The organism is Paenibacillus sp. MAH-35, assembly GCF_058135425.1.
The window spans coordinates 84,967-109,974 of sequence record NZ_JBYUPU010000013.1 but is presented as its reverse complement, the minus strand read 5'-3'; the positions used below and the strand labels follow the sequence as shown (position 1 = coordinate 109,974).

The window sequence follows — 25,008 nt, the reverse complement described above, 5'->3', positions numbered from 1 at the left end:
TGGCGTTCGATAGAAAAGGAGGTGCGTAAGATGCGCGTTATCGTTACTTTGGCGTGCACCGAATCCGGTGATCGCAATTACACGACTTCGAAGAACAAGAAGACTCATCCGCAACGGATCGAGATGAAAAAATATTGCCCTCGCCTGAAGAAGTACACTCTTCACCGCGAAACCCGCTAATCCGCAGGCAATAAGCAAGAAGCAAGCGATGACAGGAGCAAGTAGGATGACGATTTCCCGCTGCAGAGAGCCGGTTGGTGCTGCAAAACCGGTGCGGAGCGTCGTCCGAATGGGTCCTGGAGCATGAAGCCGAAACAGACGCTGCCTTTAAGGCGGCGCTTGGAGTAGGCGGAACGGCAGTTCCCCGTTACCGGAACGTCTAAGGTTTTACGTATGAAGGCGACTTGTGCCCGGACGTAAAACGAATTAGGGTGGTACCACGACCTCTCGTCCCTTGCGGCGGGGGTTTTTTGTTTTTTCAGACGAAAAGGAGGAGCTCGAAATGAAACGCGTATTGTCCGGCATTCAGCCGAGCGGTAATTTGACGCTTGGCAATTATATTGGCGCGATGAAAAACTTTGTAAAGCTGCAGCATGATCATCAATGTTATTTTATGGTCGTAGATCTGCATGCGATCACGGTTCCTCAGGAACCGGCCGCTCTGCACGAGCAAACCGAAACGGTAGCGGCTCTGTTCCTGGCAGCAGGGATCGATCCCGCGAAGGCGAGCGTGTTCTTGCAATCCCATGTCTCCGCCCATGCCGAGCTTGGCTGGCTGATGACGACGCTTGTGTATATGGGCGAGCTTGAGCGGATGACCCAGTTCAAGGACAAGTCGGAAGGCAAAGAATCGGTAGGGGCCGGCCTGTTCACCTATCCTGCGCTGATGGCCGCCGACATCTTGCTGTACAACGCGGATCTCGTACCGGTAGGAGACGACCAGAAGCAGCATCTCGAGATTACGCGGGACCTGGCCCACCGGTTCAACAACCGTTTCGGCGAGCAGTTCATCGTACCGGAGCCGTACATTCCGCAGGTGGGCGCCCGCATCATGTCGCTGGACGATGCGTCCAAGAAGATGAGCAAGAGCAACCCGAATCCGGGAAGCTCAATCGCCCTGCTCGACGAACCGGACGTGATCCGCAAAAAAATCAGCCGGGCCGTAACCGACTCCGGGCGGGAAATCAAGTACAATCCGGCGAATAAGCCGGAAGTGAGCAACTTGATGAGCATCTATTCGCATTGTGCCGATCTGAGTATCGCCGAGATTGAAGCGAAATACGACGGACTCGGATACGGACCGTTCAAAAAAGATTTGGCCGAGGCGGTCGTAGGCGCACTCGAGCCGCTGCAGCAGCGTTATCGCGACATCCGCAGCTCCGGCGAGCTGCGAACGATTTTGCGTCAAGGCGCCGAGCAGGCATCGGTTATCGCGAACGAGACGTTAAGAGGCGTTAAAGAGAAGATGGGCTTCGTGAAGCCGTAAACGGTAAGCGATGCTGGATTCAACTAAATAGGTTCTGGGCGGCTAAACGAAACCTTTTCCATAACGAATGTCCTTGCATAAACGGTAGTTTTGCTTGGGGACGGAAAAGGTTGAGCTTGGCCCGACATGTATACTGGACTTAAAAAAAACCGTAGCCGATCTTTCATCGGTTACGGTTTTTTAGGTTCCGCGCTTGAATCCGCCCGGGCTTCGTTTTTGCGGCGAAGTTTGGCTTTGAGGACGAAGCCCCAGCCGATAAAGGCGACGGAGACAACAGCCAGGAGCAGCGCGCCGAGCAGGCTGCGATAGCTGAGAGCGGCGCCTATGCCGACCAGCAGGAGCGTACCGACAAAAGCGAACAGCAAAGCGAGTGTGCGACTCATGCTTTCACCCCGTTTCTTCTTTAAGAGGTTGTTCAAAAAGTCCACTTTTGATCACGAAGTAGATACAGGAAGCCTACTCGACATCGAATATGGAATTCAACCGGAACTTCCGGTGCTCACGTAGCTTTCACTACGCTCCGCTCCTCATTTCCTAGCTTCATCCCATCTTCTCGGTGCTGAAAACCGGACTTTTTGAACTCGAACTTTAAGTGTACAGCCTTTGCGCTCCAACGAAAAGGAGTATGGATTACAGCGGCAAAGGATTAAAGTAAAGGGACGCTTTACCGGCGGCCCGGGCGGAAGCTTATAAGCTTTCGAACTGCGAAACCGTACAGCGGTACATATAAACCTACGAATCCGAAGCCGGACAAGCGATCGGATTACGGGGGGATTCCGCACCGGAAAAACTTCGAAAGTTTTTTATAAACCTCGCGCATATATTTCGTTCTACGTAACATAATAAGTTTGCAAGCTTGCAAACCACCTTTACAAACATGAACGCAGATTGAAAGGAGCGCATCATTATTATGGCAAAAGGTCAATCTCGCAGCAGCAACTCTCTGGTAGTCCCTCAAGCAAACGCAGCTCTGGACCAAATGAAGTATGAAGTGGCTCAAGAGCTCGGCATTCAAATTCCGCAAGACGGTTACATGGGTTACATGGCTACTCGCGACGCAGGTGCGATCGGAGGACATATTACCCGCCGTCTGGTGCAAATCGCCGAGCAACAACTGTCCGGCGGCGCACGCTAATCGCCGGATCAGCCTCGCATAAGCGTTGAACAAGCTCAAGGGACCGGGTCCCTTGAGCTTTCCTATTTTAGGGAATTGATGCCGGACACGACGTCGCACGCGTGTATGCCCGAAAATATCGCCAATCAAGAAAAAGAAGCGCTGCGCGCGCTTTTTTTCCTGAAACGATACAACTTCGCAGTTCTTCTGGAGCCCGGGCCGGAACTTCTTTTTCCAGCATAGGATAGGGGGCCGACATGCCCGATATTCCGGGCCGGTGTGTGCTTAAGGGTTATACGTGCTGATCTTCAGCTTCTTCTCGACACGTCCTTCGCTGCGCCACCCTACATACGAGTCGATCGCGCGAAGCTCTTTATCCATTAATACGACGGCTACGAACGGGTACTGCTTGCGGTGACGGTAGCGGACGTCGGTCCAGCGGACCTCATAACCCCAGGAATGTTCCTTCACTTCGGCGCATGCCGTAGAGGTGAAGTACAGAAACGCGGCTACGTCCGGATGGCTCTTGGTTGCGTCGATCGCTGCATGATCGTGACAGCGGACTTTGTCGACCCAGCGAAGCTTGTTGTTGCGGAATTCGCCGATCGTGTAATGATTCGGCTCCGTCTCTTTCACCACGTTCCATGCGTACAGATGGATCGTCGGTATTAAAATGTACCGGTGCGTCGGAGCGTACTGAGGGTCCTGCAGCTTAAGCCGCCTGGCCACGCCGAAATGTACGATCGTCCTCCATACATAATACAGAGCCAGCAGTCCGTAAAGTACCGTAAAAATTTGAGCGGGCGGGGCCATATGAACCGACCACATAAATATCGCGATCAAATGGGACGAGAAGATGACCGGATCGAAAATGTGAATAATGTTCCATGAAATCCACTTTTCCGTAATGGGCCGGAATGCTTGTGTACCGTAAGTGTTGAACAAATCGCTGAACACATGAAACGCTACGGCGATAAACACCCAAAGAGCGAGGTGCGGTACGGAAACGCCCCTAAACAAGACGGCTAGCATAAGCGTAATCAAGGCGGTCCAGATGGCGACGGCGGGCAGACTGTGTGATTTTCCGCGATGGTTGCGAATGTACGACGCGTTGCTGCGGAAGCGCAGCAGCCCGTCCAGGTCGGGTGCCTGAGAGCCAAGCACGGTTCCGATCAATACGGCGGTAGCCAAAGCGGAGTCAGATGCGACTGCGGGATCCACATAGGCCAATCCGGCCAAACCGAGTCCGACTACCAGATGCGTTCCAGTATCCAAAAGATGTCTCCTCCTCATCGGTCTTCCTTGTTATCATAACACGACTGGCGTTAAAATAAAAAATATAAAACGAATTGGGCGGGATTTTATGGATATTATTTTTATTGAATATAAAGTGTTCCCGGATAAGCGGGACGCATACATGAGCTGGATCAAGTCGGCTGCAGACGGAGACGTCCGGTTCGAGCTTTATGAAGGGTCGGATCAGCCCGGACTGTTCGTCGAGCAGTGGCGCGGTTTCGATGAGGACGGGTACCGGTCGTTCAAGATCAGGCGGCTGGAGACGGGCGATCCGTCATGGTCCGGTTTGGCCGACTTCGTGCCCGGAGGTTTGGCCAAGGTGCATATTTGGCATTTTCGACGGACGATCTGATATAGAGGCAACCAAGTTGAAACGGACGTTTGCGGGAGGTTTGGATGTCCGCTCGTATTGTATGGCGGGTGCCGGGAAGGCGACACGGCGAATGGACCGGCAGGCTCGAACGCCTCAGTTTGTATTCCCCCTCCCAATGCCCTCTCTCGAAATGCCCCTCGAAATGTCCCCGCCAAAGCTGCTGCCCAAAGCTCCCGCCCAAAGCTCCCCGCCACAAGCAGCCCGCCCAAAGCTCACCGTCAAAAGCTCTTCACCAAAGTACTCGTCAAAAGCAGCCGCCAATAGCACCCCGCCCAAAGCACCCTGCCAAAGCACCCGCCATAGCTCTCATCAAGAGCCCCACCAAGAGCCCCACCAAAAGCCCCACCAAAAGCTCTCCCTAAATCCCTTCTCCAAATGTCCCCACCCAATGCCACTTTTGGTTCTTCTCCACGGTCACTTCCCCATCGGCACAAGATAGCGCCCCGTTAAGAGCGATTTATCCCCCTTATTTAGTCGCAAAACGGGTTTAAAGCAAATATAAGAGCGGTTTGTAGCTCCTAATTTCCCCCAAACGCCGGATTATAAGCATAGAAGCTGAAATAAGGGGTGCAAACAAACCGCTCTTATCTACCCGCTATTGGGGTAACGTCAGCAAATAAGAGTTGCAAACCGCTCTTATCCGCTCGGTATTGGGCGGTTTCGGCGAACAAGAGGTAGCAAATCGCTCTTGTCTACCCGCTATTTAGGTCACGTCGGCAATATGAGTTGCAACTCCCCACTTTTATCTACTCACTATTTGGGCAGCATCGGTCCAGATGAATCACAAATTTGCAAACTAGTCCTATTTTGCCCGGCTGCTAAGAGTTGATAACCCATAAAATGGGGAAATTATCGGTCGTATCCCCTCATAAATAAATGTGCCCGCCCCGTTTAACGATGATTGGCCCTGCAAGTAGCCAAACCCGCCCTTCTTACTTCATCCTAGCGAAGGTTGCTTCAATATGAGGGCCAAATTCAAATCTGCTCTTATCACGAAAGTTCGCTTCGCACAATCCGGTTTGACGTGAGCGCTCCATACTTGATTTGCCCGTTATCTTCGTTATGATCGGATAGTCCATTATTTAAAGCATGGATATCCATGGTCTCCTTCTTGAAGATTTTGTTAAGCTTACTATAAAGATCCGCATGAACCGCTGGAGTAGAGGAAAAACAAGGGGGACCAAGGATGGGCAGGAAGCATATTATTTGGAAGCACATCAGCGAGCACCGTTTTCCGTATGTATTCGGCTTTGCATTATTGTCCATTTCTTGCGCGATGCAGCTCGTCATCCCGATGCTGCTGGGTACGTTCACAGACCAGCTGGAGCGGTCGGAACTAACCTACGAGCATGCGCTGACGATCGCCATGTGGATGGCGCTGGCGGGTCTGGGAGTTGCTATTCTCCGCTCTTCCTCGCGTATTTATTTGTTCCGGCTGTCGCGCCTGCTGGATATGCGCATCCGCAACGACTTATTCAAGCATTGGGAGACGCTGTCTACCCAATATTTCAAAAACCGCCGGGTCGGAGACCTGATGTCGCACGCGATCAGCGACGTCAGCGTCATCCGCGAGGTCACCCAATCCGGCGTCTTTCAGACGATGGAGGCGGGCGTCCTGATCTCCATCACGGTCGTTACGATGGCCACGTCGATCGATCCGCTGCTGACGCTGTTCACGTTGCTGCCTCTGCCGCTGCTGAGCGTCCTCGCTTACCGCTTCAGACAGCGGATTCAGAAGGAATCGGCTAACGTTCAGGAAGCTATCGGCGATCTGACGAGCCGGGTGCAGGAGTTCGTAGCCGGCATCCGCGTGGTGAAGGCGTTCGTCCAGGAGCGGGAGCAGAACCGGTTGTTCCGCAAAGACAATGAGAACGCCGTCACCATGAACCGCAAGCTGGTCCGCTCGAATTCGATGTTCGGCGCGCTCAGCGCGGCCGTAGTCGGAATCAGCTTCCTCGTATCCGTTGTACTGGGCGGCATCATGGTGCTGCGCGGCCGGATTACGCTGGGGGATTTTGTTGCGTTTAACTCGTATTTGTCCCTGCTGATGGGACCGATCGAGAATTTGGGCAAAGTCGTCAATACGATGCAGCGGGGCAAAGCGTCTGAGAACCGGCTGCTTGCGATTCTGAACACCCGGCCGGACGTAGCGGACGATTCCGCTGCCGATCGTTCGATCACCGCGATCGCAGGCGATATCGAAATCCGCAACTTGTCGTTCCGGTACCCGGAAGCCCATGAAGCTACGCTGCGCGACATCTCGCTCAACGTGCCGAAAGGAAGCAGCCTTGCGATCGTAGGCCGGGTCGGGAGCGGCAAAAGTACGCTCGTCCATCTGCTCGTCCGGCTGTACAATCCGCCGAAAGGAACGGTATTCATCGACGGCCGGGATATTCACGAAATCCCGCTTCAGGTGCTCCGGGCCAATGTCGGAATCGTGCCGCAGGACCAGTTTTTGTTCTCGACCACGATCAAGGACAACATCGGTTTCGACCCGAAGCCTTACCGCGACGAAGAGATTGAGCAGGCGGCCAAGGTGGCGCAAGTGTACGACAATATTATCGAATTTCCGAATCAGTTCCAGACGGCGCTCGGCGAGCGCGGCATCTCGCTGTCCGGGGGGCAGCGGCAGCGTGTCAGCATCGCGAGGGCGATCATCAAGAAGCCGTCGATTCTCATCTTCGACGACAGCTTGTCCGCAGTCGACACGGAGACGGAAGACCGCATTTTGTCGGGACTGAACGGAGTTATGGAGGAGCGGACGACGATTATTATCGGACACCGCATCTCGTCGGTTCAGGCGGCCGACCAGATCGTCGTACTGGATGAAGGCGCCATCGTCGAGCGCGGGACGCACGAATCGCTGCTGGAACGCAACGGCTTGTATGCCGATCTCTATCATAAGCAGCTGCTGGACGAGGCAGTCGAACTGCATAAGCATGAATGGGAATCGGAGCAGCCGGAGCAGGGCGAAGTCCGGAGCGCTACTTCAGGAGGGAAAGCCGGATGAGCATTCATGCGGAGAAAACGTCAGTCGATATTAAGGACGGGCAGCTTCTTAAGAAAATGCTCGCTTATGCGATTCCGCACTGGAAGATGATTACGCTGTGCATAACACTTGCTTTTCTGATCGTCGTTACCGACCTGGCCCGTCCTTACATTATTAAAGTGGCGATCGACGACCATATTAACGGGCTTCATAAGCCGATGTACGCTGTAGAAGCGGAACGGGCGGACCGGTTGAAAAGCTACGGCAAGCCGATCGTCATCGGCGGGACGGCCTACGTCCGCCTCGATGCAGCTGCAGCCGAGGCCGGGGCGTCATCCGCCGGCGGTGAGGCGCTCCGGAAGGTCCAGATCGTGGAGGTCGGAGAAGGGTCGTACTTGGCCGAAGGCTGGGTGGCTCCGAATGCGAAGCTGACGGCCGAGGGCGGCGGAAGCGAGGTACGTCTCACTGGCGAAGGGGTGCAGCTGCCAGCCGTGTTACTGGACGACGCGACGATCTCCGGGTTCCGCGACCGCGACTTTACCGGCTTCCTGATGCTGGGCGCTTTGTTTCTGATCGCCGTGATCGGGGGAGCCGTGCTCAGCTACGTGCAGACGAACCTGCTTCAATATACCGGACAGCATATCATTTACCGCATCCGCGGCGAGCTGTTCGAGCATTTGGGCAAAATGTCGGCTTCGTTTTTTGACCGAAACCCGGTAGGGCGGCTCGTCGTCCGCGTCACGCAGGATACGGAATCGCTCAACCAGCTGTATTCGCAGGTGATCGTCAATCTGGTGAAAGATTTTATCGTACTGATCGGGATATTAATTATTATGCTGCAGATGAGCGTAAAGCTGACGGGTCTTATGCTTGTCGTCATCCCGCTCCTGGCCGCCCTGACCGTCTGGTACCGCATCGTCGTTCGCGAGGCGCAGCGGAAAATGCGCATTCTGCTCGCCCGGCTGAACTCCTTCCTTGCCGAAAATTTGTCCGGAATCCGGATTACGCAGCTGTTCGTCCGGGAGGAGCGGCAGCTCGAGCAGTTCCGCGAGCTGAACGGGGAGCATTACAAGGCGGGCATGCGCAATACCGTCATCAACTCCGTCTTCCAGCCGGCGGTCGGCTTTGTCGGCAACCTCGCGATCGCTTTGCTGATCTGGTACGGGGGCGGCTCGGTGCTGGACGGGGCGATTACGTTCGGGATCGTTTATGCCTTTACTCACTATGTCCGGCAATTTTTCAACCCGCTGATGAGCCTCGCGGAGAAATACAATCAGATTCAGACGGCGATGGTCGGAGCGGAGCGTATATTCGAGCTGCTCGGAGAGAAGCCGTCGATCGTGGACAAAGAGGAGCCGAAGCCTTTGCCGAAGCAGGTGCGCGGCGAGATCGAGTTCGATCATGTCTGGTTTGCCTACAACGAGGGCGAATGGGTGCTGCGGGACGTATCGTTTAAGATCGGGCCGGGGCAGACGGTGGCGTTCGTCGGGGCGACCGGGGCCGGCAAAAGCTCGATCATTCAGCTGATCAACCGTTTCTACGACATTCAGAAAGGAACGATCCGGCTGGACGGCGTCGATATTCGCGACCTCCCGCTTGACCAGCTGCGCCGGGCGATCAGCGTCGTTCAGCAGGACGTCTTCCTGTTCAACGGCGATATCGCCTCGAACATCCGGTTGAACGAGGCGGGAATTACCGACGAAGAGGTAAAGGAAGCCGCACGGATGGTGCATATGGATGACTTCATCCGCAAACAGCCGCTCGGCTACGCGACCCCTCTGGGCGAGCGGGGCGTCAACCTGTCGCTTGGCCAGCGCCAGCTGCTGTCCTTTGCCCGCGCCATCGTATTCCGGCCGCAAATTCTCATTCTCGACGAGGCGACCTCGAATATCGATACCGAGACCGAGCTGGTCGTGCAGGACGCGCTCAAGACGATCTCCAAAAACCGCACGACGCTGATCGTAGCGCACCGGCTGTCTACGATTCAGCATGCCGATCAGATCATCGTTATGCACAAAGGCAAAGTGCGCGAGACCGGAAACCATTATCAGCTGCTCGCCCTGAAAGGGTACTATTACAAACTGTTCGAGCTGCAGTACAAAGACCAGAAGCGGGAAATGCAGATGCAGCACGCACGGTAGCGTAGTGTGTAGCCAAAACGTAACAAAAAGGACCCCGTTACCCGGCTTCGGTTAGCGCGGTCCTTTTTGTCGGGAGCGACGCGAGCTAGCTGCCAACGGTGCGCAGTAAGCTGGAGTCGGCATTCCGCCGGGGCATGTAAAATTCCGCATATGAGGCTAAATGATCATCATTTACACGCCCCGCAGCATTGGTGAGCAACAATTACAGGGCGCTGTTCAACTCGTTCGGCGTGCTTAATCCGGACGGCAACCGGATGGCTGTCATCGGCGGACAGGTCCGGTTCGAGCCCGTACAGCCAGAATATAAGGAAGCCGTCAAATATATCCGCAGCTTGTATGCGGGAGGGCTAAGGGTATACGTAACGAAAGTGGAAAAAACTCGCGTTATGGCGAGTGTGGCGAGGATCAAGCTATTCGCCTTGGCGGGGCTTGCGGCGACGATCCTGATCGGGGGTCTTGCAATCTTCATTTTGATGCATATCAACTACAAGCCGATCCGGCGGCTGAAAGACGCCGCTGCCGATCTGATCGAGCGGGCGAACCGGATGCCGGACGGCGAGCCTCTGTACGTTGCGGTGATCGGGGCTCCGACTAATGTGGCGTCGGCTATATGGATGGACCCGGGTATCGTCCGGAAGATCGTAATCAGGTCTTAACATTGCCGGCGGGGGATGTTATTGTAATGGAAACGGGGAAGCTTCAACGGCGGATTAGCCTGGACGAAGCTGAAGTCCTAACAGGCAGCGCCGCAGCTTCCCTACCGTCCTTTCGAAAGTCGGGTGATCCAGTCTGCTGCAGTTCATCGCTATGATAACCATGCTTGTGGATCATGTCGGCATCGTGTTTTATCCGGATATTGCGGCGTTTCGGGTCATCGGAAGGATCGCGTTTCCGCTGTATGGCTGGTTTTTAGTTCAAGGGTATTTGCACACGGGAAATTTAAAAAGGTACGCGTTCAGATTGCTCGGACTCGCCGTTTTGTCACAGCTTCCGTTCACGCTCTCGCTGCAGCTGTGGCAGCTTAACGTTATTTTTACGCTATTGTTGGCTCTGGGGGTGCTGTACACGCTCGACTCCGGGGCAAAAGGCATCTTCAAGCTGCTTCTGGTTGGCGGAGCTGTCGGCATCGCTCTATGGGTTCCGATGAGCTACGGACTTTACGGAGTGATGATTGCCTTGCTGTTCCGTTATTTCAGGCAATGGCAGCTGGTGCATTATCATTTCTTGCTGGACGCCGCCCATGTACTCGTATACGGATTCGGTTATGCGATCCAGTTGTTCAGCGTATTCGGCACTTTCCTGATCGTGTGCGCCCAGGAGCTGAATAGCCGGGTACAGCTGAACAAATGGATCTATCGCGGATTTTACCCCGGCCATTTGGCGGTCCTGTACGGGCTTCGGTTATGGATCGGGACTTAGCGGTCCTGGCGTTTCTTTTCAATATTTTGTCGAATGGCAGCGCATCACGCTACGGGAAGTGTCCCCGAACTATGATATAATAGACCTGCTTACACTTCGACAGAGCGGTGAATGTTATGATCCGGGGTATGCTTGTAGACGACGAGAGACTGGCTCTCGTCTATTTGGAGCAGTTGCTGAAAGAATTGATGGACATCGAAATAATCGCTGCCTTAACGGACCCCGTGGAGGCGGTTCAAGCTGCTCCGGAGCTGAAGCCGGACGTCATTTTTATGGATATCGACATGCCGGAAATGGACGGATTAACGGCTGCGGAAATTATAACGGACAGCTGTCCGGATACGAATATCGTATTCGTGACGGCTTATAATCAGTTTGCGCTGGAAGCGTTCGAGCTTCATGCGATGGATTACATCGTCAAGCCGGTTCAAAGCCGGAGGCTGATGAAGACGGTAAGGAGACTGGAGAAAAAATGGTCCCAACTGGCCGAGCAGACGGCAATGCGTGAGAACAAGGCTGGCTATATCCGCTGCTTCGGTATGCTCCAGTTCGAGCAGGAGGGGCATGCTGCCCAGCCGTTCCGGTGGAGAACTACGAAGACGGAGGAGTTATTCTGTTATCTGCTCCACCATCGCGGCAGCGTGGTATACAAAGAAACGCTGATCGATCTGTTCTGGCCCGATACGGACCCTGAGAAGGCTCTGGCCCACCTGTATACGATCATTTACCATATCCGCAAAACGTTGAAGGAATCGCATGTCGATGTACAGATCAGCCGGATCAGCGGCCGGGTCGGCTACCGGCTGGACTTGCATCAGGTGGCGCTTGATGTGGAGGAGTGGGAGAACGGCATCCGTAATCTAGGACCCGTTCAGCCGGATCACCTGGAGGAACACCGGAGATGGGTGCAGGAGTACTCGGGCGATTATTTCGGGGATAAAGGGTACGCTTGGGCGGAAAGCGAGCGGCAGCGCCTTCGGATGATGTGGCTGCACCACACGGTACAGGTCGCCGAGTGTTATACCGAGACGGGGATGCTTCCGGCGGCATTATCGCTCTATCAGAGGATCGTGCAGCTGCAGCCCTACTCTGAAGAGGGTCATCTGGGAATGATGCAGGTGTACGACAAAATGGGGGAACGTTCCGCTGTGGAAGGGCAATTCCGGATCGTTCGGGAGATGCTGGAGGGTGAACTCGGGATCGGGCTGTCGGAAACGACCCTGAATTGGTTTGAGCAGTGGAAGCAGCGAGATTAATAAATAATAGGCGTGAGAAGGCCGTCCCAGACACGAGGGGCGGTCTTTTTGTTGCGGGTTGGGCGAGGAGAGGGGGCGGGCTGCCTGTAAGGTTACGTTCAAGCTTCTTTGCCGCAAAAAGATAAAATAAAGTCACGAATCTCTCGTCGAAGCCGTTCCGTCGCCCTTCCTCGGGAGTAGAGCGTTTAGAAGCTGTTGAGAATTTGTAGAGAAATTTGTTATACGGTGATCATTGAAAATAAACAAGCACCTATAGAGAGGAGGGGAGATATGAAAATAGCGAAGCAGGCAAGAGCAAGTGAAGTTCATAACGTTAATTCAACAGAGATGGAGGCCCATAAGAAACATGCGAAGGAAAGTATCGGTTCTCGCTATCGCGCTTCTGCTATTTGCCCAAACCTTTACGGGTCTGTTTAATACGGCACATGCCGCAGCGATTACGGACAGTATTCTTTCGAAGGTAATCTTGAAGGATGGCCAGGGAAAGATCATTGATGCGGCTCTAAACCCCGATTATCGGGTCACGCCGGCTTCAGCCGTCAAGCTAAACTACGAGTGGGAGCTCGAGAACGGACACGGGTACAAGTCCGGCGATACGTTCACATTCCAAATTCACAACTTGTTTGAAGTTTACAACGATGTGACCGGCGATTTAATGATCGCTGGAAATGTGAAAGTCGGTACGTTCAAGCTGCTGGAAAGCAAGCGCGAAGTAACCATGACCTTTAACGATGAGATCCAAAAACGATCCGGTGTGAAGGGCACGCTTACGTTCGACACGTGGTTCAGCGAGAGCACCAAAACATCCGAATCGGAAGTCACCATTTCGATCCCGATCAAGGATAACCAGACGCAGGATCTTACGGTTTTGTTTCAACCGAACGTGACGGAAACGATCAAAAAATCGGGTTCTCCCAATCGGAACAAACAAACGCAGTGGATCAACTGGACGATCGATGTGAACAAGAAGCTCGAGCGAATAAGCAATGCGGCCGTAATTGACGAGCTTCCGCCGGGGCTTGCCAAGCCCGCTAATGTGGAAGTTTATGAGCTGATTGTTAAAAACAACGGTACTACCGTGCGTGGAAACAAATTGAATGCTGCGGATTATACATATGATCCCAATGCAGCAGCGAACAAATTTGCCGTAAATTTGGGCAATATCGATTCAGCCTACCAGATTGTGTTTACAACCGGATTTACGGATGACAAAAAGTCATTTGTGAATAAGGCTACTCTGACAGGCGGCACGACGGAGCCTCTTGCAACATCACCGACCGTAACGGTCGACCGCGGGACGCTGCTAGAGAAGAAGACCAGCGGTTATGACTCGAGTACTCAATCGGTAAGCTGGGAGATCGACTACAACTATTCGTTGAACCAGATTCCTGCTGCACAAGCGGTGCTTGTAGACATGTTTGACAATACGCATGTATTGGACGGACCAGTTGAGGTCTATGAGGTAAGCTTTGATTCGAATGGCAACGCAGTTGTTGGAGACAAGCTGACAAGCGGGTATACAGTAACTCCAGCTACGGCCACAGGGAAAAACGGCTTTGAATTGAAATTTACTAGCGGAGCCAGCCAAGCCTACAAAATCAAGTACAAAACCAAGGCAGCAGGGAATGTGTATGAAGACCATACCCTGAGTAACAACGTAACGACGGGTACTACCACGAAGTCGGCTACACAGAGCATCAGCCAGAAATTTCTCGATAAAGGGTCGAGCAATCCAAACTATAACGACAAAACGATAGATTGGACTGTACGGATCAACGAGATCGGGTATACGGATGTTCAAAATCTCGTCTTTACAGATACATTCCCGTTTGGCGGATTGCAGTTGCATGGGCCGATTAGAGTTCAAAGAGGCTCGACGACGTTGACCCAGGGCACGGACTATACGATTACTCAAGATCCGACTACTGGCTTTACGATCACATTTTTAAAACCGGTAACGACCGAACATCGAATCACGTACACGACTAAGTTCGATAATGAATGGAAGCCGCCGCACGATAATTCATTCGGTATTTCTCAAGGGGAGCACAAGGATAATTTTTACAACCGGGGCAAGCTGGACTGGAAAGCAGTTGAAAACAGCGTTACGGTGGACAAATCGAAAACGATCACAGCCCCGTTTATCCCGGATACGTTCACCAAAGCCAACGGATTTAAAGAAGGTTCCTACGATGCGGTAACGAAGGAACTGACCTGGAAAATCGGTATCAACTACAACAACAGACCGATTACGGATGCGGTTGTGAAGGATATTCTCGGACAAGGTCAGAAGTATGTGTCCGGTTCTTTGAACGTACACCATATGACTTTATCGGGAACGGAGAACGGAATAGTCGTTGGAGCCGGGGTGAATAGCAGCGAGTATACATTCACGGAACCGAATGCGGCGAACAACAACACGCTGAGCGTAGCATTCGACAAACCGCCGGGCACAGTGATTAACACCCCCTATTACATCACGTTTAAGACTAGTCTTGACGGTGTGAAAATTGATGAAAAGACGATCTCGAATACAGCTGATTTGTACGAAAACATCAGCACTCCGCTTACTAGTTTCGGAACAACCGTACCGATTAAGCATGGCGGCGAATTCGTCTCCAAAACCGGTGCGCTTCACTCAGCCAACAAGGTCCTTATGGATTGGACGCTGCCGATTAATAGAGGACAGTCGTTGGTAGAGAACGCAGTAGTGAAAGACGAGCCCAGCGCAAATCAAATCTTGGTGGAAAGTTCTTTCAAGCTGTATCCTACAAAGGTTAGTTCGGGTGGAACGGTAACGAAAGACTTGACGAAACCTTTACTGGTAAAAGATGTAGACTACACCTTGGACTTTGCAACGGATGACAACGGCAAGCAGTCGTTTGTGCTGAAGTTCAAAAATTCAAATCCGAATCATGCGATCAAGGATGCCTACATTTTGGAGTATCAGACATTCATTAACGCGTCCGGCCAAGTATCGGTAAGCAATTCGGTTACCTTTACCGGAGATCAGATTACAAAAGGCGAAAAGACTACGAACGAAAGCAAGACGGTTATGAAGACTGCCGGCTCTGGTACCGGAAGCGGCGTTACCGGCACGTTGATCATTAAAAAAACTGATCTGGATACGGGGGCCGTTCTGAAAGACGCGCAGTTCAAGCTCGAGCGGGAGTCGAACGGGAAGCGGATTCCGATCAGCCAAGCGATTAACAAGACCGATGCAGATGGCCTGCTGAAATACGAAGATTTGTTGTTCGGCACATATATATTGACCGAGACTGCGGCCCCGCGCTCGTACGAGCTGGATTCGACAGAAAAAACGATCATTTTGGACGCCGCTACGGCCGGTAGTGCACCTTATGAGTTCGAAGTCAAAAATAAGCGAGCCATAGGCGATCTGATCGTCAAAAAAGTCAAAGAAGGCACGAATACCGTTCTGCAAGGCGCAACATTCAAGCTGGAGCGGGTCAATTCGGACAGCACACGGACCACGGTCTCCAATTCAACCTATGTGACCGGCAGCAACGGATTATTGAAGTATGCGGATTTGCCGTTGGGGAATTACATTTTGACGGAGATTATAGCGCCGTACGGGTACGCTCTTGATCCGAAGGAACATTCCATCGAACTGACCCCACACCATGTCGGTACGACAGGCTATGAGTTCAAAGTCGAAAATAAAGTAAGAACAACAGGCGGTCTGGTTATCAAGAAAGTCAAAGACGGCACGAATACGGTCCTGGAAGGGGCACAATTCAAGCTGGAGCATCAGGCGTCTAACGGCACCCGGACTACGGTCGCCCATGCAACGAATACGACAGACATCCATGGGTTGCTGAAATACGAAGATTTGGCGTTCGGCACTTACATTTTGACAGAGACCCAACCACCGGCCGGGTACGAGCCGGATTCGGCGGAACGGGAGATCGTTCTGACTGTAGCCAATACCGAAACTACGGGTTACCATGAGTTCGAAGTCAAAAATAAGGCGAGAACGACAGGCAATCTGATCATCAAGAAAGTAGATTCCGACACGCCGACTAAAGTTCTGCCTGGAGCACAATTCAAGCTGGAGCGAGAGGCGTCTAACGGCACTCGGACGACGGTCACAGGTGCAACGTATACGACAGACATTCAAGGATTGTTGAAATACGAAGATTTGCCGTTCGGCACTTACATGTTGACGGAGATCGCGGCGCCGTCCGGGTATGTACTGGATACGACTGAACATACATTTAGTTTGGACGCAGCCAATACCGAGACGAAAGCTTTCGAATTCGAAGTCAAAAATAAGGCCAGAACGATAGGCAGTCTGCACATTAAGAAACTAATAGACGGCACGAATACGGTGCTGCCCGGGGCGCATTTCAAGCTGGAGCGAGAGGCGTCTAACGGCACACGGACCACGGTCGCAAGTGCAACGAATGCCACAGACATCGATGGATTGCTCAAGTACGAGGATTTGGAACTGGGAACTTATATCTTGACGGAGACCCAAGCACCCTACGGGTATGTGCTGGATACGACAGAACATAGAATCATGCTGAGCGTGGCCAATACCGAAACTTTGGGTTACTACGAGTATATAGTTACTAATAAGATCAGAACGACAAGTGATCTGATCATCAAAAAAGTGGATGCCGATACGCCGGCCAAAGTTCTGCAAGGGGCACAATTCAAGCTGGAGCATAAGGCGTCCAGCGGCACCCGGACTACGGTCACCCATGCAACGTATACGACAGACATCCATGGATTGCTGAAATACGAAAATTTGGCGTTTGGCACTTACATTTTGACGGAGATCGCGGCGCCGTCCGGTTATGAGCTTGATCCGGCGGAACGGGAGATCGTTCTGACGGTAGCCAATACCGAAGCTACGGGTTACCATGAGATCGAAGTCAAAAATAAGCTGCAAGTCATATTGCCGAAAACAGGAAATTTCTTCATCAAGAAAGTGGACGACCTCACGGGAATGCCGCTGCAGGGAGCCATCTTCAAGTTGGAGCAGTTAACTACGGTAACGGGCTCGACATACGGTGCAGGAACTACGGTAACGGGTTCGACTTATGGAGCGGGAATCACGGTAACGGGTTCGACTTACGGGACCGGGATTACAGTCACAGGCTCGACCTATGGCAAAGTGATCATGGGGACGTATACGACTGGCCCGGACGGATTGCTCCCGTTTATCGACATGCCATTCGGCACTTATATGTTGACCGAGATTACAGCACCGGACGGTTATGTGCTTGATTCGAAGGAATTGACCATTATTTTGGACGCAGCAAGTGCGGGCACGATCGGGGTTATCGAGGTCAAAAATAAGAAGCAAGGCAAGCCTGTCGATCCGGTAAATCCGGTCGATCCAGTCGATCCTGAGGAGCCGACCGATCCGGTAGATCCAGGCAAACCAACGGCCCCTACTGATCCGGGCAAGCCGACGAACCCTGTCGATCCGGGTAAACCGACGAACCCGGTAGATCCAGGAAAGCCGACCGATCCAATAGATCCGGGCAAACCGACGGACCCGACAGATACGGAGAAACCGACGGACCCTGGTGCCGTAACGCCAGGGGATTCGGATAACGCAGGGGCAGGCCGCAATCAGGAGAACAGCGAAGAACCGACAGAGCCTAACCGGGACAACTCCGATACGAGCGGAAATCATTCAGCTCTGGCCAACTCGGACGACAACAAGTCGAACGGCGCGGGGGTAAAAGAACTTCCCAAAACCGGAGAAGACAGTGATTTGCCGCTTCAAGTGGCCGGTTTGACACTGGTTGCCGCAGGTATTGCCGGTCTTCTGTACAGAAGACGGGGGCGCGGCCTTTAATCGTTTTTTAATGTTAGAATAGTTGTACGGGAGAAGCCTGAGTACCTTGACGGTATTCGGGCTTTCCTCTTCCGAATTAGATCGAACGCTAGAACGAAGAAAAGGAGCTGACCGTCGCCGGCCGCTCCTTTTGTAGTTGTGCAAGTATGATCACATTACATCACATTTTTCAATTTTCTCACATAACTCGTCTTGATGAAAAGGAAGTAGACGATCTGGATCGCCAGGAACGTGCCCAGCACAAGCGCCGAAGGCTTTACCAGATTGGCGTTAAACGTATTTTGCAGCGTATTGAGCGCGACCGCCCCGTGGACAAGCGCGACGACTATCGGCACGAAAAACAGCAGCGCGATTTGCGTCGAGACGATCTTCGACAGCTCGGCTTCCGTCAGACCCAGCTTGGAGATCGCCCGGTACTGCACCCGGTCGTTGTCCAGGTCGGCGTATAAGCGGAAGTACAGGAAGCTGCCCGCCGCGACGAAAAAGACGGCGCCGATGAACAGTCCGGTCAGCAATATTTGCCCGAAGCTTTGGTTCATCTCGTTGATCTCGTAAGCCCGGGACGTAAAGCTGAACTGCTTCTGCTCGCCCTGAAGCTCACCGTTGAGCTTTTTGGCCGTACCCAGCGTCTGCTCCCACTTCTTCACCTCGTACACGTAAGTGACCGAGCCCCGCTCCGATTCGGGAAGCAACCGGTAAGCCGCGTCGGAGACGATGACGATGCTCCCGTAGTCGAACTGCTTCAGCGGGGCCGGGATCGCTTCGTTTTTCGTCACCGTAAACGAAGAATTCCCTTCCTTCACATTCAGTTGCTTGGCTTGATCGCCTTCCTCCCGTTTCCCGAAGCCCATATCGTCCGGGAAATACAGATAAGCTTCGCGATCGCCGAGCTGGACCTGCCCGTTCATCAGACGGTTGTAGTCGCCGGCCGGGATGAAGAGGTGTTGTCTGCCCGATTCGGCCACTTGCAGCCTTTTAATATTCACGACGAATTTCTCATACTCGACACCTTCCTGCTGCAGCCGCTGCTCGATCAGGGACGTATGCTCGTCTGCGCGGGCGTTGCCGGCAAACGATTCGTATTTGAAAGCCGGAGTCGATTCCGACATCATGCTTACGAACATCGATTTCATCCCGACCAGCGTCCCGATCGAGCAGAATGCGACCGTCGAGATGATCGACACCAGGAAAAACATCCGTGCGTTATCTTTCATCCGGTAAGCCAGATCGGACAATGTAATCATATTCGTATTGCTGCGGTACAGCTTTTGCTTGCGTTTCAGCTTGTTGATGATATACACGCTCAACTGGGTGAACAGGAAGTACGTACCCACGCTAACGATTACCACGACGGGAAGCAGCGCCAGCAGGACGAGCATTCCTTTCACGATAAATGCGACGGCGTAACCGACGGCGAGCAGTACGGCGGCGAGTATAGCCAGCCAGGTGGACGCCTTCGGCTCCGGCTTCGGCTTCGCGGTTCCTTTCAGCAAATCGATCAGCGAGCTGCTTCGCAGGATGATGGCCGTAAAGAGCGAAATCACTACGAAGAGCAGCGTGAAAGCGGCCAGCGTTAACCATCCCGCCGTGACGGGCCAATAAAAGGAAAGCGGCTTCTCCAGCGCCAGCACGGACGTTCCCAGCATCAGCATCCCTTTCGACAAGAGCAGTCCGGCCGCGATGCCGGAAGCGGTAGCAGTCAGCCCGATGATCACATTTTCGAGAAAGACGAGCTTCCGGAGCTGCAGATCGGACATGCCCTGCATGATGCAGATGCCGAATTCCTTTTTGCGCGACTTCAGAAAGACGCTCATCGAGTACAAAATAAAAAGAAACGTAAATACGTAAATGATATACTGCGACACGTCCATACTTGTCTGAGCGCCCTTGCCGTAGCTGCCGTGGGTCGAGAAATTCAGCTCCGGGTGGAAGACGAACATCGAATAGGCGAAAAAGATCATGACCGAGAAGGCGCAGCTGAAAAAGTAGCCGGCATACAGACGCTTGTTGCGGAAAACGTTCTTAAACGCGAACTGACGAAAATTCATCCGACGATCCTCCTATGGAAGACAATACGTTCATGATGTTTTGGAAAAAAGCTTCGCGTCCGTCCGTACGGTGCAGCTCCCGGTACAGTGTTCCGTCCTTGATGAAGATGACGCGGTCGCAGTAACTGGCCGCCTGCGGATCGTGGCTCACCATCATCATCGTGGCGCCTTCGTCGCGATTCAGCCTCTGAAGCGTCTCGAGCACGTCTTTGGCCGACTTCGAATCGAGGTTGCCCGTAGGCTCGTCCGCGAGAATCAGCTTCGGATCGTGGATGATCGCCCGCGCGATGGCGGTGCGCTGGCACTGGCCGCCCGAAATTTCATATGTGCGCTTGTTCAGGATGCCCGCGATGCCGAGCTTGTCCGCGATTTGCTGCACCCGCTTGTCCTGTTCGGCGATCGGGACGTTTTCCAGCGTCAGCGGAAAGATAATGTTCTCTTTTACAGTCAACGTTTGCAGCAGATTAAAATCCTGAAAGACGAAGCCGAGCTCCTGACGGCGGAACAGCGCCAACTGGCGCTTGTTTAACCGGTGGGTGTCGACGCCGTCGATAAGCACCTCGCCCGACGAAGGCTTGTCGATCGTCGAGACGACATTCAGCAGCGTCGTTTTGCCGCTGCCGGACGGTCCCATGACGCCGACGAATTCTCCCTTTTGAATCGTAAAGTTTAAACCTGACAACGCTTGATAGGCTACTTTGCCTTCATATACTTTGGATACGTTTCTGACTTCCAGCATGTACGGTACACTCCTTCAACGTTTTGCGAAGCAATATTGGCTTCGAAACCATCAGCTTCGGCGAATTCTCTATGGATATCATCGCATCCGGCCGCCCGGAGCGCCATGGATCTAACTTACGGAAAACTTTCAATGTTGTAAGCTTCGAATGCGAAAACGGAGTTGCAGCCGCAGCCGAAGCAGGTTGCTGATGAAGACCGCGGCCGCTTGAAAGGATGTCTATTACATGATATTTTAATAAAAATAGAACCTCGTTCCTTATTGATGAACAAAAAGTTCTTGTCTTTTTTCCATTTAGTACCTACAATTGAACCTGTATTGGCTATCGCCAAACGTCCTTGTTTACAGGGAGGGGGGATCTTTCGTGATCGGTTACAGGCAATCGGCTTTCAATCGAATTGCACTTGGTGCGCTTCTTGCCCTGCTCCCGGCGGTCTCCGGCTGCAGTTATATGAAAGCGCAAACATCGGAGCCTTTTACGCTTGAGTTAATAAGGAGCGACCATCCGGCACAGGTTCTCAGGACGGACACGCCTGTTCTAAAGGAGATTCGGCGCATAACCGGCATTACGTTAAACCTGGTCCCGGTTCCGCTCAGCAGCTATTCGGACAAGAAGAGATCGCTGATGACGACCGGCCATATGCCGGATATTTTGCTGATCAATCCGAATGAGATGACTGAGTTTGCAAGAACGGGGATTTTTTTGCCCGTATCCGACTATTTGGAACAGATGCCCCATTTCCGGAGCATCCTCAAGGAAAATCCGCTGATGCAGCGATTGTACGTAGACGGCAAACTGTACGGATTTCCTGTAACGGCTGAGCATTACATACAAAATGCGAAAGCGCCGATGATTCGCACCGACATCTTGATGAAGCATCAGCTCGAGGTCCCCCGTACGTTTGACGAGTTGTATACCGTGCTGCAAAAGCTGAAGGAGCTGTATCCGGATTCGATTCCATGGACGGCGCGAGGAATCGGATCGTTTCTGAATGCGGTCGCCTTCGGACTCGGCTCGGGAGCGGGGATGTACTTCGATCCGGATCTGGGAGGCGGGCGGTACTTGTACGGGACGAACAAGCGGGAATTCAAAGAAGTGCTGATGTACCTGAACAGGCTGTACCGCGAGGAGCTGATCGATTCCGACTTCGATGTCAACAGTCAGCAGCGCTGGAGCGATAACCTCGGCACGGGGAAATCCTTTTTTTATTACGACAATTATACGTTTGCGCTTAATTTCAACGAGGCGTTAAAGCGGGATCATCCGGACTATCGTCTGGAGCTGATTCCTTACCTTGCAAATGCTAAAGGCAGCACAAGAGGATTTCTGTATCCGAAAGGTTGGCTATCCGATATTTATGCGATCAGTTCCAATGTGGAGGACCCTCTCCGGGTTATCAAACTCTTCGACTGGCTGTACAGTCCCGAAGGGGCGATGGTATCGAATTTCGGCATCCGTGGGGAAACGTACGAGATCCTGGACGGAGAGCCCCGAGTAAGCGCCCGTCTCGCCGAAACCTACAAACAAACGGCCGATCCGATTCGCATGATGCAGTCGGAAGTCGGGGCTGGTCTGCTGGCCATTTCTCCGCTTGTCGATGAAAGACCGGCCATGGAGCTGTCAAGTCCCGACTTGTTGCGCTGGAGCGAGCAGCTGAAGCGCGATCCGGGGGCGATTGTCATCGACAACTTGGCTCCAAGCTTTACGAAGGAGGAGCGGGACCGGTTGACCCATATCCGTTCCAGGCTGGCCCCACTCGAGCAGGAGCTGCTCAAGTTTATAATAGGTACAAGGCCGTTAAGCGAATACGAGGCTTATGCCGAGCAATTGACTGGGGCCGGCGTACCCGAGATGGAGACGATCTATAACGACGCATTGGCGCGTGTACGGCCATAAAGCGGTATGGGGGAAGTTTGCAATGAACTTATGGAGGAAGTATTTTCGGGTCAACCGCCTTTTCATTCAAATTTTGCTATATTTCTTATCGCTGCTGCTTCCGATCGCACTGATCGGTACGTTCACCTACGACCGCTTCGTCGATCAATTCAAGCGGGAGTTTACAGAGAAAATAACGATGAACATGCGGTCTTCAGCCCTAGCGATAGATAACGATCTGCGGATGGTCCAGGAATCGATTGTCGGCCTGTTCGGCGACACGTCCGTCATCCGGCTCATGAAGCCTTTCGCCGCTTATTCGCTGGAAGAACGGACGGAGGTTCATCAGCTGCTGAACGGCTTGAGGCGAATCCGTTCGATCGCAAACACGACGACGGACGAAATTTTCGTGTATGTCGATAACGATAAAGTTTACACCAGCGGAGGAGTGGAAGATTTCGGTTCCTTTTTTAACGGGTTTTATCGGTTCGCTGAGTATGACCGGAGCTTCTGGGAACGGAAACGAACCGACGCGCCGCAGGTAGAAATATTGGACCGCTCCATGGTCCAAACTCCGTTTTACGAAAGGGAGGTTGTTCCGCTCCTGACCTCGGGCGTCATTCAGGGAAACAAAGCCGTCATCGTGGCCTCCGTATCGCTTGACGCGATCCGAAAAACGTTGGCGGGAAACGTCGCATACCCGAACACCCGCTTCATCGTAACTAGCGGTGACGGTCGTTTTATTCTAGCTTCGGATCAGGCGTTTCCCAATAGCGAAACCGCCGGAGAGATCGACCGGATAGCCGGCAAGCCGGCCGCCTTGTCCGAGCCGATATCCATTGAGGGGAAAAAGTATTTGGCGGCCATCGTCCAATCCGACATATACGGATGGAAGTACTACGCGCTCACCCCTGCCACCGAATTCAATAAGCAGGCTGGGGGCATCGTCAACATGCTGCTCCTTATTTGTGCCGTATTGGGCGTAATCAGCATTGCGTTTTCATTCGTATTTACTTTTCGGATCTACAATCCGATCCGGCGCATCTCGGACATCCTCAATCAAGGAGAAAACGGGGCAGAGCCGGCGCCCGGCCGTGTAACGCCATCAGACGAGTTTGAAAGGATCGGTCAAGGCATCGACCAACTGCTTCGGTACAACCGGCAGTTCGAGGAGAAGCTGCGCAACGTGTCTACGGAATATTTGGACGTTGCCTTGCTTCAATTGCTGCAGGGCGGCAAGCTGTCCCGGGAACAGCAAAGCCTGCTGCTCGATCAGATGGGATATTCGAAAAGCGGCTTTGCGTGCTGTACGATCCTGTTCGAGTTTAAGATGACATTTTATTCCGGGGTGCAGGATGTCGACCGGATGCTCATTCATAGCAAGCTCAAGAAACTGATCTGGGGAACGCTTCAGGATTATGCCGACCTGTACGTTCTTGAGTGCAGGCAGCATCAATATATTTGCGTCGTTAATTTGGACGACGAGGAGGAGTTCGCCGGCATCCGTTCAGGGCTGGAGCAGTTGGCGGAAACGTTCCGGTATGATGCGATCTATTGCAGCGTCCATATCGAGACCGGCCGTTTATACCCGGGGCTGGACGGCATCCCGCGTTCTTACCGGGAGGCAATGGACCAGTTGCGAAGGAAAACGTCCTCTCCGGATTTTGTCATTCTGAGGGAGGACAAGCCTGATAGGAGGGTAGACGCTTCCTATTTGTTCTCTGACGAAAACAAGCTGCTGAATCTGCTGAAGCTGGGGGACGAAGGGGGCTTGTCGGAGGCGGTCGATCACCTTTTGAGGTCATGCGAGCTCAAGGGCGGTTCCGCCGAACAGCTTCACTCGCTCATCTCGGATATGGCCTATACCGGGCTGAGATTTGTGTCCGAGAAGGGCATTGGCGTCGCTGCGGTATTAACGGAGCGAGAAGAGGAACAGCTATTCCACTTCCAGGCTAGCGCCGCCGACCCGGAGGAGAGGCGGCAGCTGCTGCACAGGTTGTATAGCGGGATCGCGGAGACGATGGTTCGTCAGCAGCATGCTTACAGGTCGGGAGCGCTTCTATCCGCCATCATGAGCTACATCGACGAGCATTACAACGAAGATTTATATCTGGACAAGATCGCGGATAAAATGAACGTTTCCGTCAAGTACGTCTCCCGCGTATTCAAAGAGAAAACCGGAATGAATATTACCGATTACATCAGCCAAGTGCGAATCTCCAAAGCGAAAGAGCTGCTCCTCCATTCCGATCTGCCGATCGGCGCGATTGCAGAGAAGGTAGGAATTCATAACCGGACGACGTTTCTGCGCACGTTTAAAAAGGTGGAGGGTTTGTCCCCGAACGATTTTCGCAAATCGATCGCAGCCGACGCGAACAGAGAGGCGGCTGGAATACCGGATTGAACGCATTACGAAACAGCCAAGCCCGAAGCCGAGA

Annotated in this window: 16 protein-coding genes and 1 other annotated feature; of the genes, 12 read left to right on the top strand and 4 right to left on the bottom strand. The window is 53.0% G+C overall.

The genetic code is table 11. The features are described from left to right. Nucleotides 1–30 precede the first annotated feature (30 nt). Together rpmG and trpS are read left to right on the top strand one after the other, a co-directional pair. Nucleotides 31–180, top strand: coding sequence for a 50S ribosomal protein L33 (gene rpmG, locus AC3Y2E_RS16350; RefSeq protein ID WP_120751850.1), 150 nt, complete (start codon nucleotides 31–33; stop codon nucleotides 178–180). A gap of 19 nt (nucleotides 181–199) precedes the next feature. Then, nucleotides 200–458, top strand: a binding site (T-box leader). 44 nt (nucleotides 459–502) lie between these two features. Then, entirely contained in the window at nucleotides 503–1,486 is a 984-nt protein-coding gene (gene trpS / locus AC3Y2E_RS16345) for a tryptophan--tRNA ligase (protein WP_379212123.1), read from the top strand. A 170-nt stretch (nucleotides 1,487–1,656) separates the two neighbouring features. On the opposite strand, the gene AC3Y2E_RS16340 is transcribed toward trpS, so the two are convergent. Then, nucleotides 1,657–1,869, bottom strand: a complete 213-nt coding sequence (locus AC3Y2E_RS16340) for a DUF5325 family protein (protein WP_332071913.1) — start codon at nucleotides 1,867–1,869, stop codon at nucleotides 1,657–1,659. Between the two features lie 527 nt (nucleotides 1,870–2,396). Here AC3Y2E_RS16340 and AC3Y2E_RS16335 point away from each other — a divergent pair. Further along, entirely contained in the window at nucleotides 2,397–2,621 is a 225-nt protein-coding gene (locus AC3Y2E_RS16335) for an alpha/beta-type small acid-soluble spore protein (RefSeq protein WP_190925705.1), read from the top strand. 264 nt (nucleotides 2,622–2,885) lie between these two features. Here the strand turns inward: AC3Y2E_RS16335 and AC3Y2E_RS16330 are convergent, their stop codons facing one another. Further along, a complete protein-coding gene (locus AC3Y2E_RS16330; RefSeq protein WP_190925703.1) occupies nucleotides 2,886–3,875 on the bottom strand; it encodes a metal-dependent hydrolase in 990 nt (329 codons plus the stop codon). Nucleotides 3,876–3,963: 88 nt separating this feature from the next. Here AC3Y2E_RS16330 and AC3Y2E_RS16325 point away from each other — a divergent pair, with 88 nt between their 5' ends. The 7 genes from AC3Y2E_RS16325 to AC3Y2E_RS16295 all read left to right on the top strand — a co-directional run bounded on the left by AC3Y2E_RS16325 (nucleotide 3,964) and on the right by AC3Y2E_RS16295 (nucleotide 17,907). Further along, a complete protein-coding gene (locus tag AC3Y2E_RS16325) occupies nucleotides 3,964–4,248 on the top strand; it encodes a hypothetical protein (protein WP_379212118.1) in 285 nt (94 codons plus the stop codon). Between the two features lie 1,207 nt (nucleotides 4,249–5,455). Beyond that, nucleotides 5,456–7,279 carry an ABC transporter ATP-binding protein gene (locus AC3Y2E_RS16320; protein ID WP_379212116.1) on the top strand — a complete coding sequence of 608 codons (1,824 nt, stop codon included), beginning with the start codon at nucleotides 5,456–5,458 and terminating at the stop codon, nucleotides 7,277–7,279. Continuing rightward, complete coding sequence (locus AC3Y2E_RS16315) at nucleotides 7,276–9,399, top strand: ABC transporter ATP-binding protein (protein ID WP_379212113.1); 2,124 nt, start codon at nucleotides 7,276–7,278, stop codon at nucleotides 9,397–9,399. Before AC3Y2E_RS16320 ends, AC3Y2E_RS16315 begins: the two co-directional genes overlap by 4 nt. A gap of 191 nt (nucleotides 9,400–9,590) precedes the next feature. After that, nucleotides 9,591–10,055: a hypothetical protein gene (locus AC3Y2E_RS16310; RefSeq protein ID WP_379212111.1), complete on the top strand. Its 465-nt coding sequence runs from the start codon at nucleotides 9,591–9,593 to the stop codon at nucleotides 10,053–10,055. Between the two features lie 133 nt (nucleotides 10,056–10,188). Further along, nucleotides 10,189–10,818, top strand: a complete 630-nt coding sequence (locus tag AC3Y2E_RS16305) for a TraX family protein (protein ID WP_379212243.1) — start codon at nucleotides 10,189–10,191, stop codon at nucleotides 10,816–10,818. A 116-nt stretch (nucleotides 10,819–10,934) separates the two neighbouring features. Continuing rightward, complete coding sequence (locus tag AC3Y2E_RS16300) at nucleotides 10,935–12,074, top strand: response regulator (protein ID WP_379212108.1); 1,140 nt, start codon at nucleotides 10,935–10,937, stop codon at nucleotides 12,072–12,074. 346 nt (nucleotides 12,075–12,420) lie between these two features. Continuing rightward, complete coding sequence (locus AC3Y2E_RS16295) at nucleotides 12,421–17,907, top strand: SpaA isopeptide-forming pilin-related protein (RefSeq protein WP_379212106.1); 5,487 nt, start codon at nucleotides 12,421–12,423, stop codon at nucleotides 17,905–17,907. Between the two features lie 155 nt (nucleotides 17,908–18,062). On the opposite strand, the gene AC3Y2E_RS16290 is transcribed toward AC3Y2E_RS16295, so the two are convergent. Next, entirely contained in the window at nucleotides 18,063–19,955 is a 1,893-nt protein-coding gene (locus AC3Y2E_RS16290; protein ID WP_379212104.1) for an FtsX-like permease family protein, read from the bottom strand. Then, nucleotides 19,930–20,694: an ABC transporter ATP-binding protein gene (locus AC3Y2E_RS16285; RefSeq protein WP_379212102.1), complete on the bottom strand. Its 765-nt coding sequence runs from the start codon at nucleotides 20,692–20,694 to the stop codon at nucleotides 19,930–19,932. The genes AC3Y2E_RS16290 and AC3Y2E_RS16285 overlap by 26 nt, the downstream gene beginning before the upstream one ends. A gap of 364 nt (nucleotides 20,695–21,058) precedes the next feature. Here AC3Y2E_RS16285 and AC3Y2E_RS16280 point away from each other — a divergent pair, with 364 nt between their 5' ends. Further along, the gene (locus AC3Y2E_RS16280; protein ID WP_379212099.1) at nucleotides 21,059–22,591 is read left to right on the top strand and encodes an extracellular solute-binding protein; all 1,533 of its coding nucleotides are present in this window, start codon (nucleotides 21,059–21,061) and stop codon (nucleotides 22,589–22,591) included. A 22-nt stretch (nucleotides 22,592–22,613) separates the two neighbouring features. Next, a complete protein-coding gene (locus AC3Y2E_RS16275; protein ID WP_379212097.1) occupies nucleotides 22,614–24,974 on the top strand; it encodes a helix-turn-helix domain-containing protein in 2,361 nt (786 codons plus the stop codon). The last annotated feature ends 34 nt before the right edge of the window (nucleotides 24,975–25,008 follow it).

Bases quoted from the DNA above. Each gene is read 5' to 3' on its own strand.
- AC3Y2E_RS16320 (WP_379212116.1), top strand. From the start codon at position 5,456: ATGGGCAGGAAGCATATTATTTGGAAGCACATCAGCGAGCACCGTTTT.
- rpmG (WP_120751850.1), top strand. From the start codon at position 31: ATGCGCGTTATCGTTACTTTGGCGTGCACCGAATCCGGTGATCGCAAT.
- AC3Y2E_RS16335 (WP_190925705.1), top strand. From the start codon at position 2,397: ATGGCAAAAGGTCAATCTCGCAGCAGCAACTCTCTGGTAGTCCCTCAA.
- AC3Y2E_RS16340 (WP_332071913.1), bottom strand. From the start codon at position 1,869: ATGAGTCGCACACTCGCTTTGCTGTTCGCTTTTGTCGGTACGCTCCTG.
- AC3Y2E_RS16295 (WP_379212106.1), top strand. From the start codon at position 12,421: ATGCGAAGGAAAGTATCGGTTCTCGCTATCGCGCTTCTGCTATTTGCC.
- AC3Y2E_RS16315 (WP_379212113.1), top strand. From the start codon at position 7,276: ATGAGCATTCATGCGGAGAAAACGTCAGTCGATATTAAGGACGGGCAG.
- AC3Y2E_RS16275 (WP_379212097.1), top strand. From the start codon at position 22,614: ATGAACTTATGGAGGAAGTATTTTCGGGTCAACCGCCTTTTCATTCAA.
- trpS (WP_379212123.1), top strand. From the start codon at position 503: ATGAAACGCGTATTGTCCGGCATTCAGCCGAGCGGTAATTTGACGCTT.
- AC3Y2E_RS16285 (WP_379212102.1), bottom strand. From the start codon at position 20,694: ATGCTGGAAGTCAGAAACGTATCCAAAGTATATGAAGGCAAAGTAGCC.
- AC3Y2E_RS16325 (WP_379212118.1), top strand. From the start codon at position 3,964: ATGGATATTATTTTTATTGAATATAAAGTGTTCCCGGATAAGCGGGAC.
- AC3Y2E_RS16290 (WP_379212104.1), bottom strand. From the start codon at position 19,955: ATGAATTTTCGTCAGTTCGCGTTTAAGAACGTTTTCCGCAACAAGCGT.
- AC3Y2E_RS16300 (WP_379212108.1), top strand. From the start codon at position 10,935: ATGATCCGGGGTATGCTTGTAGACGACGAGAGACTGGCTCTCGTCTAT.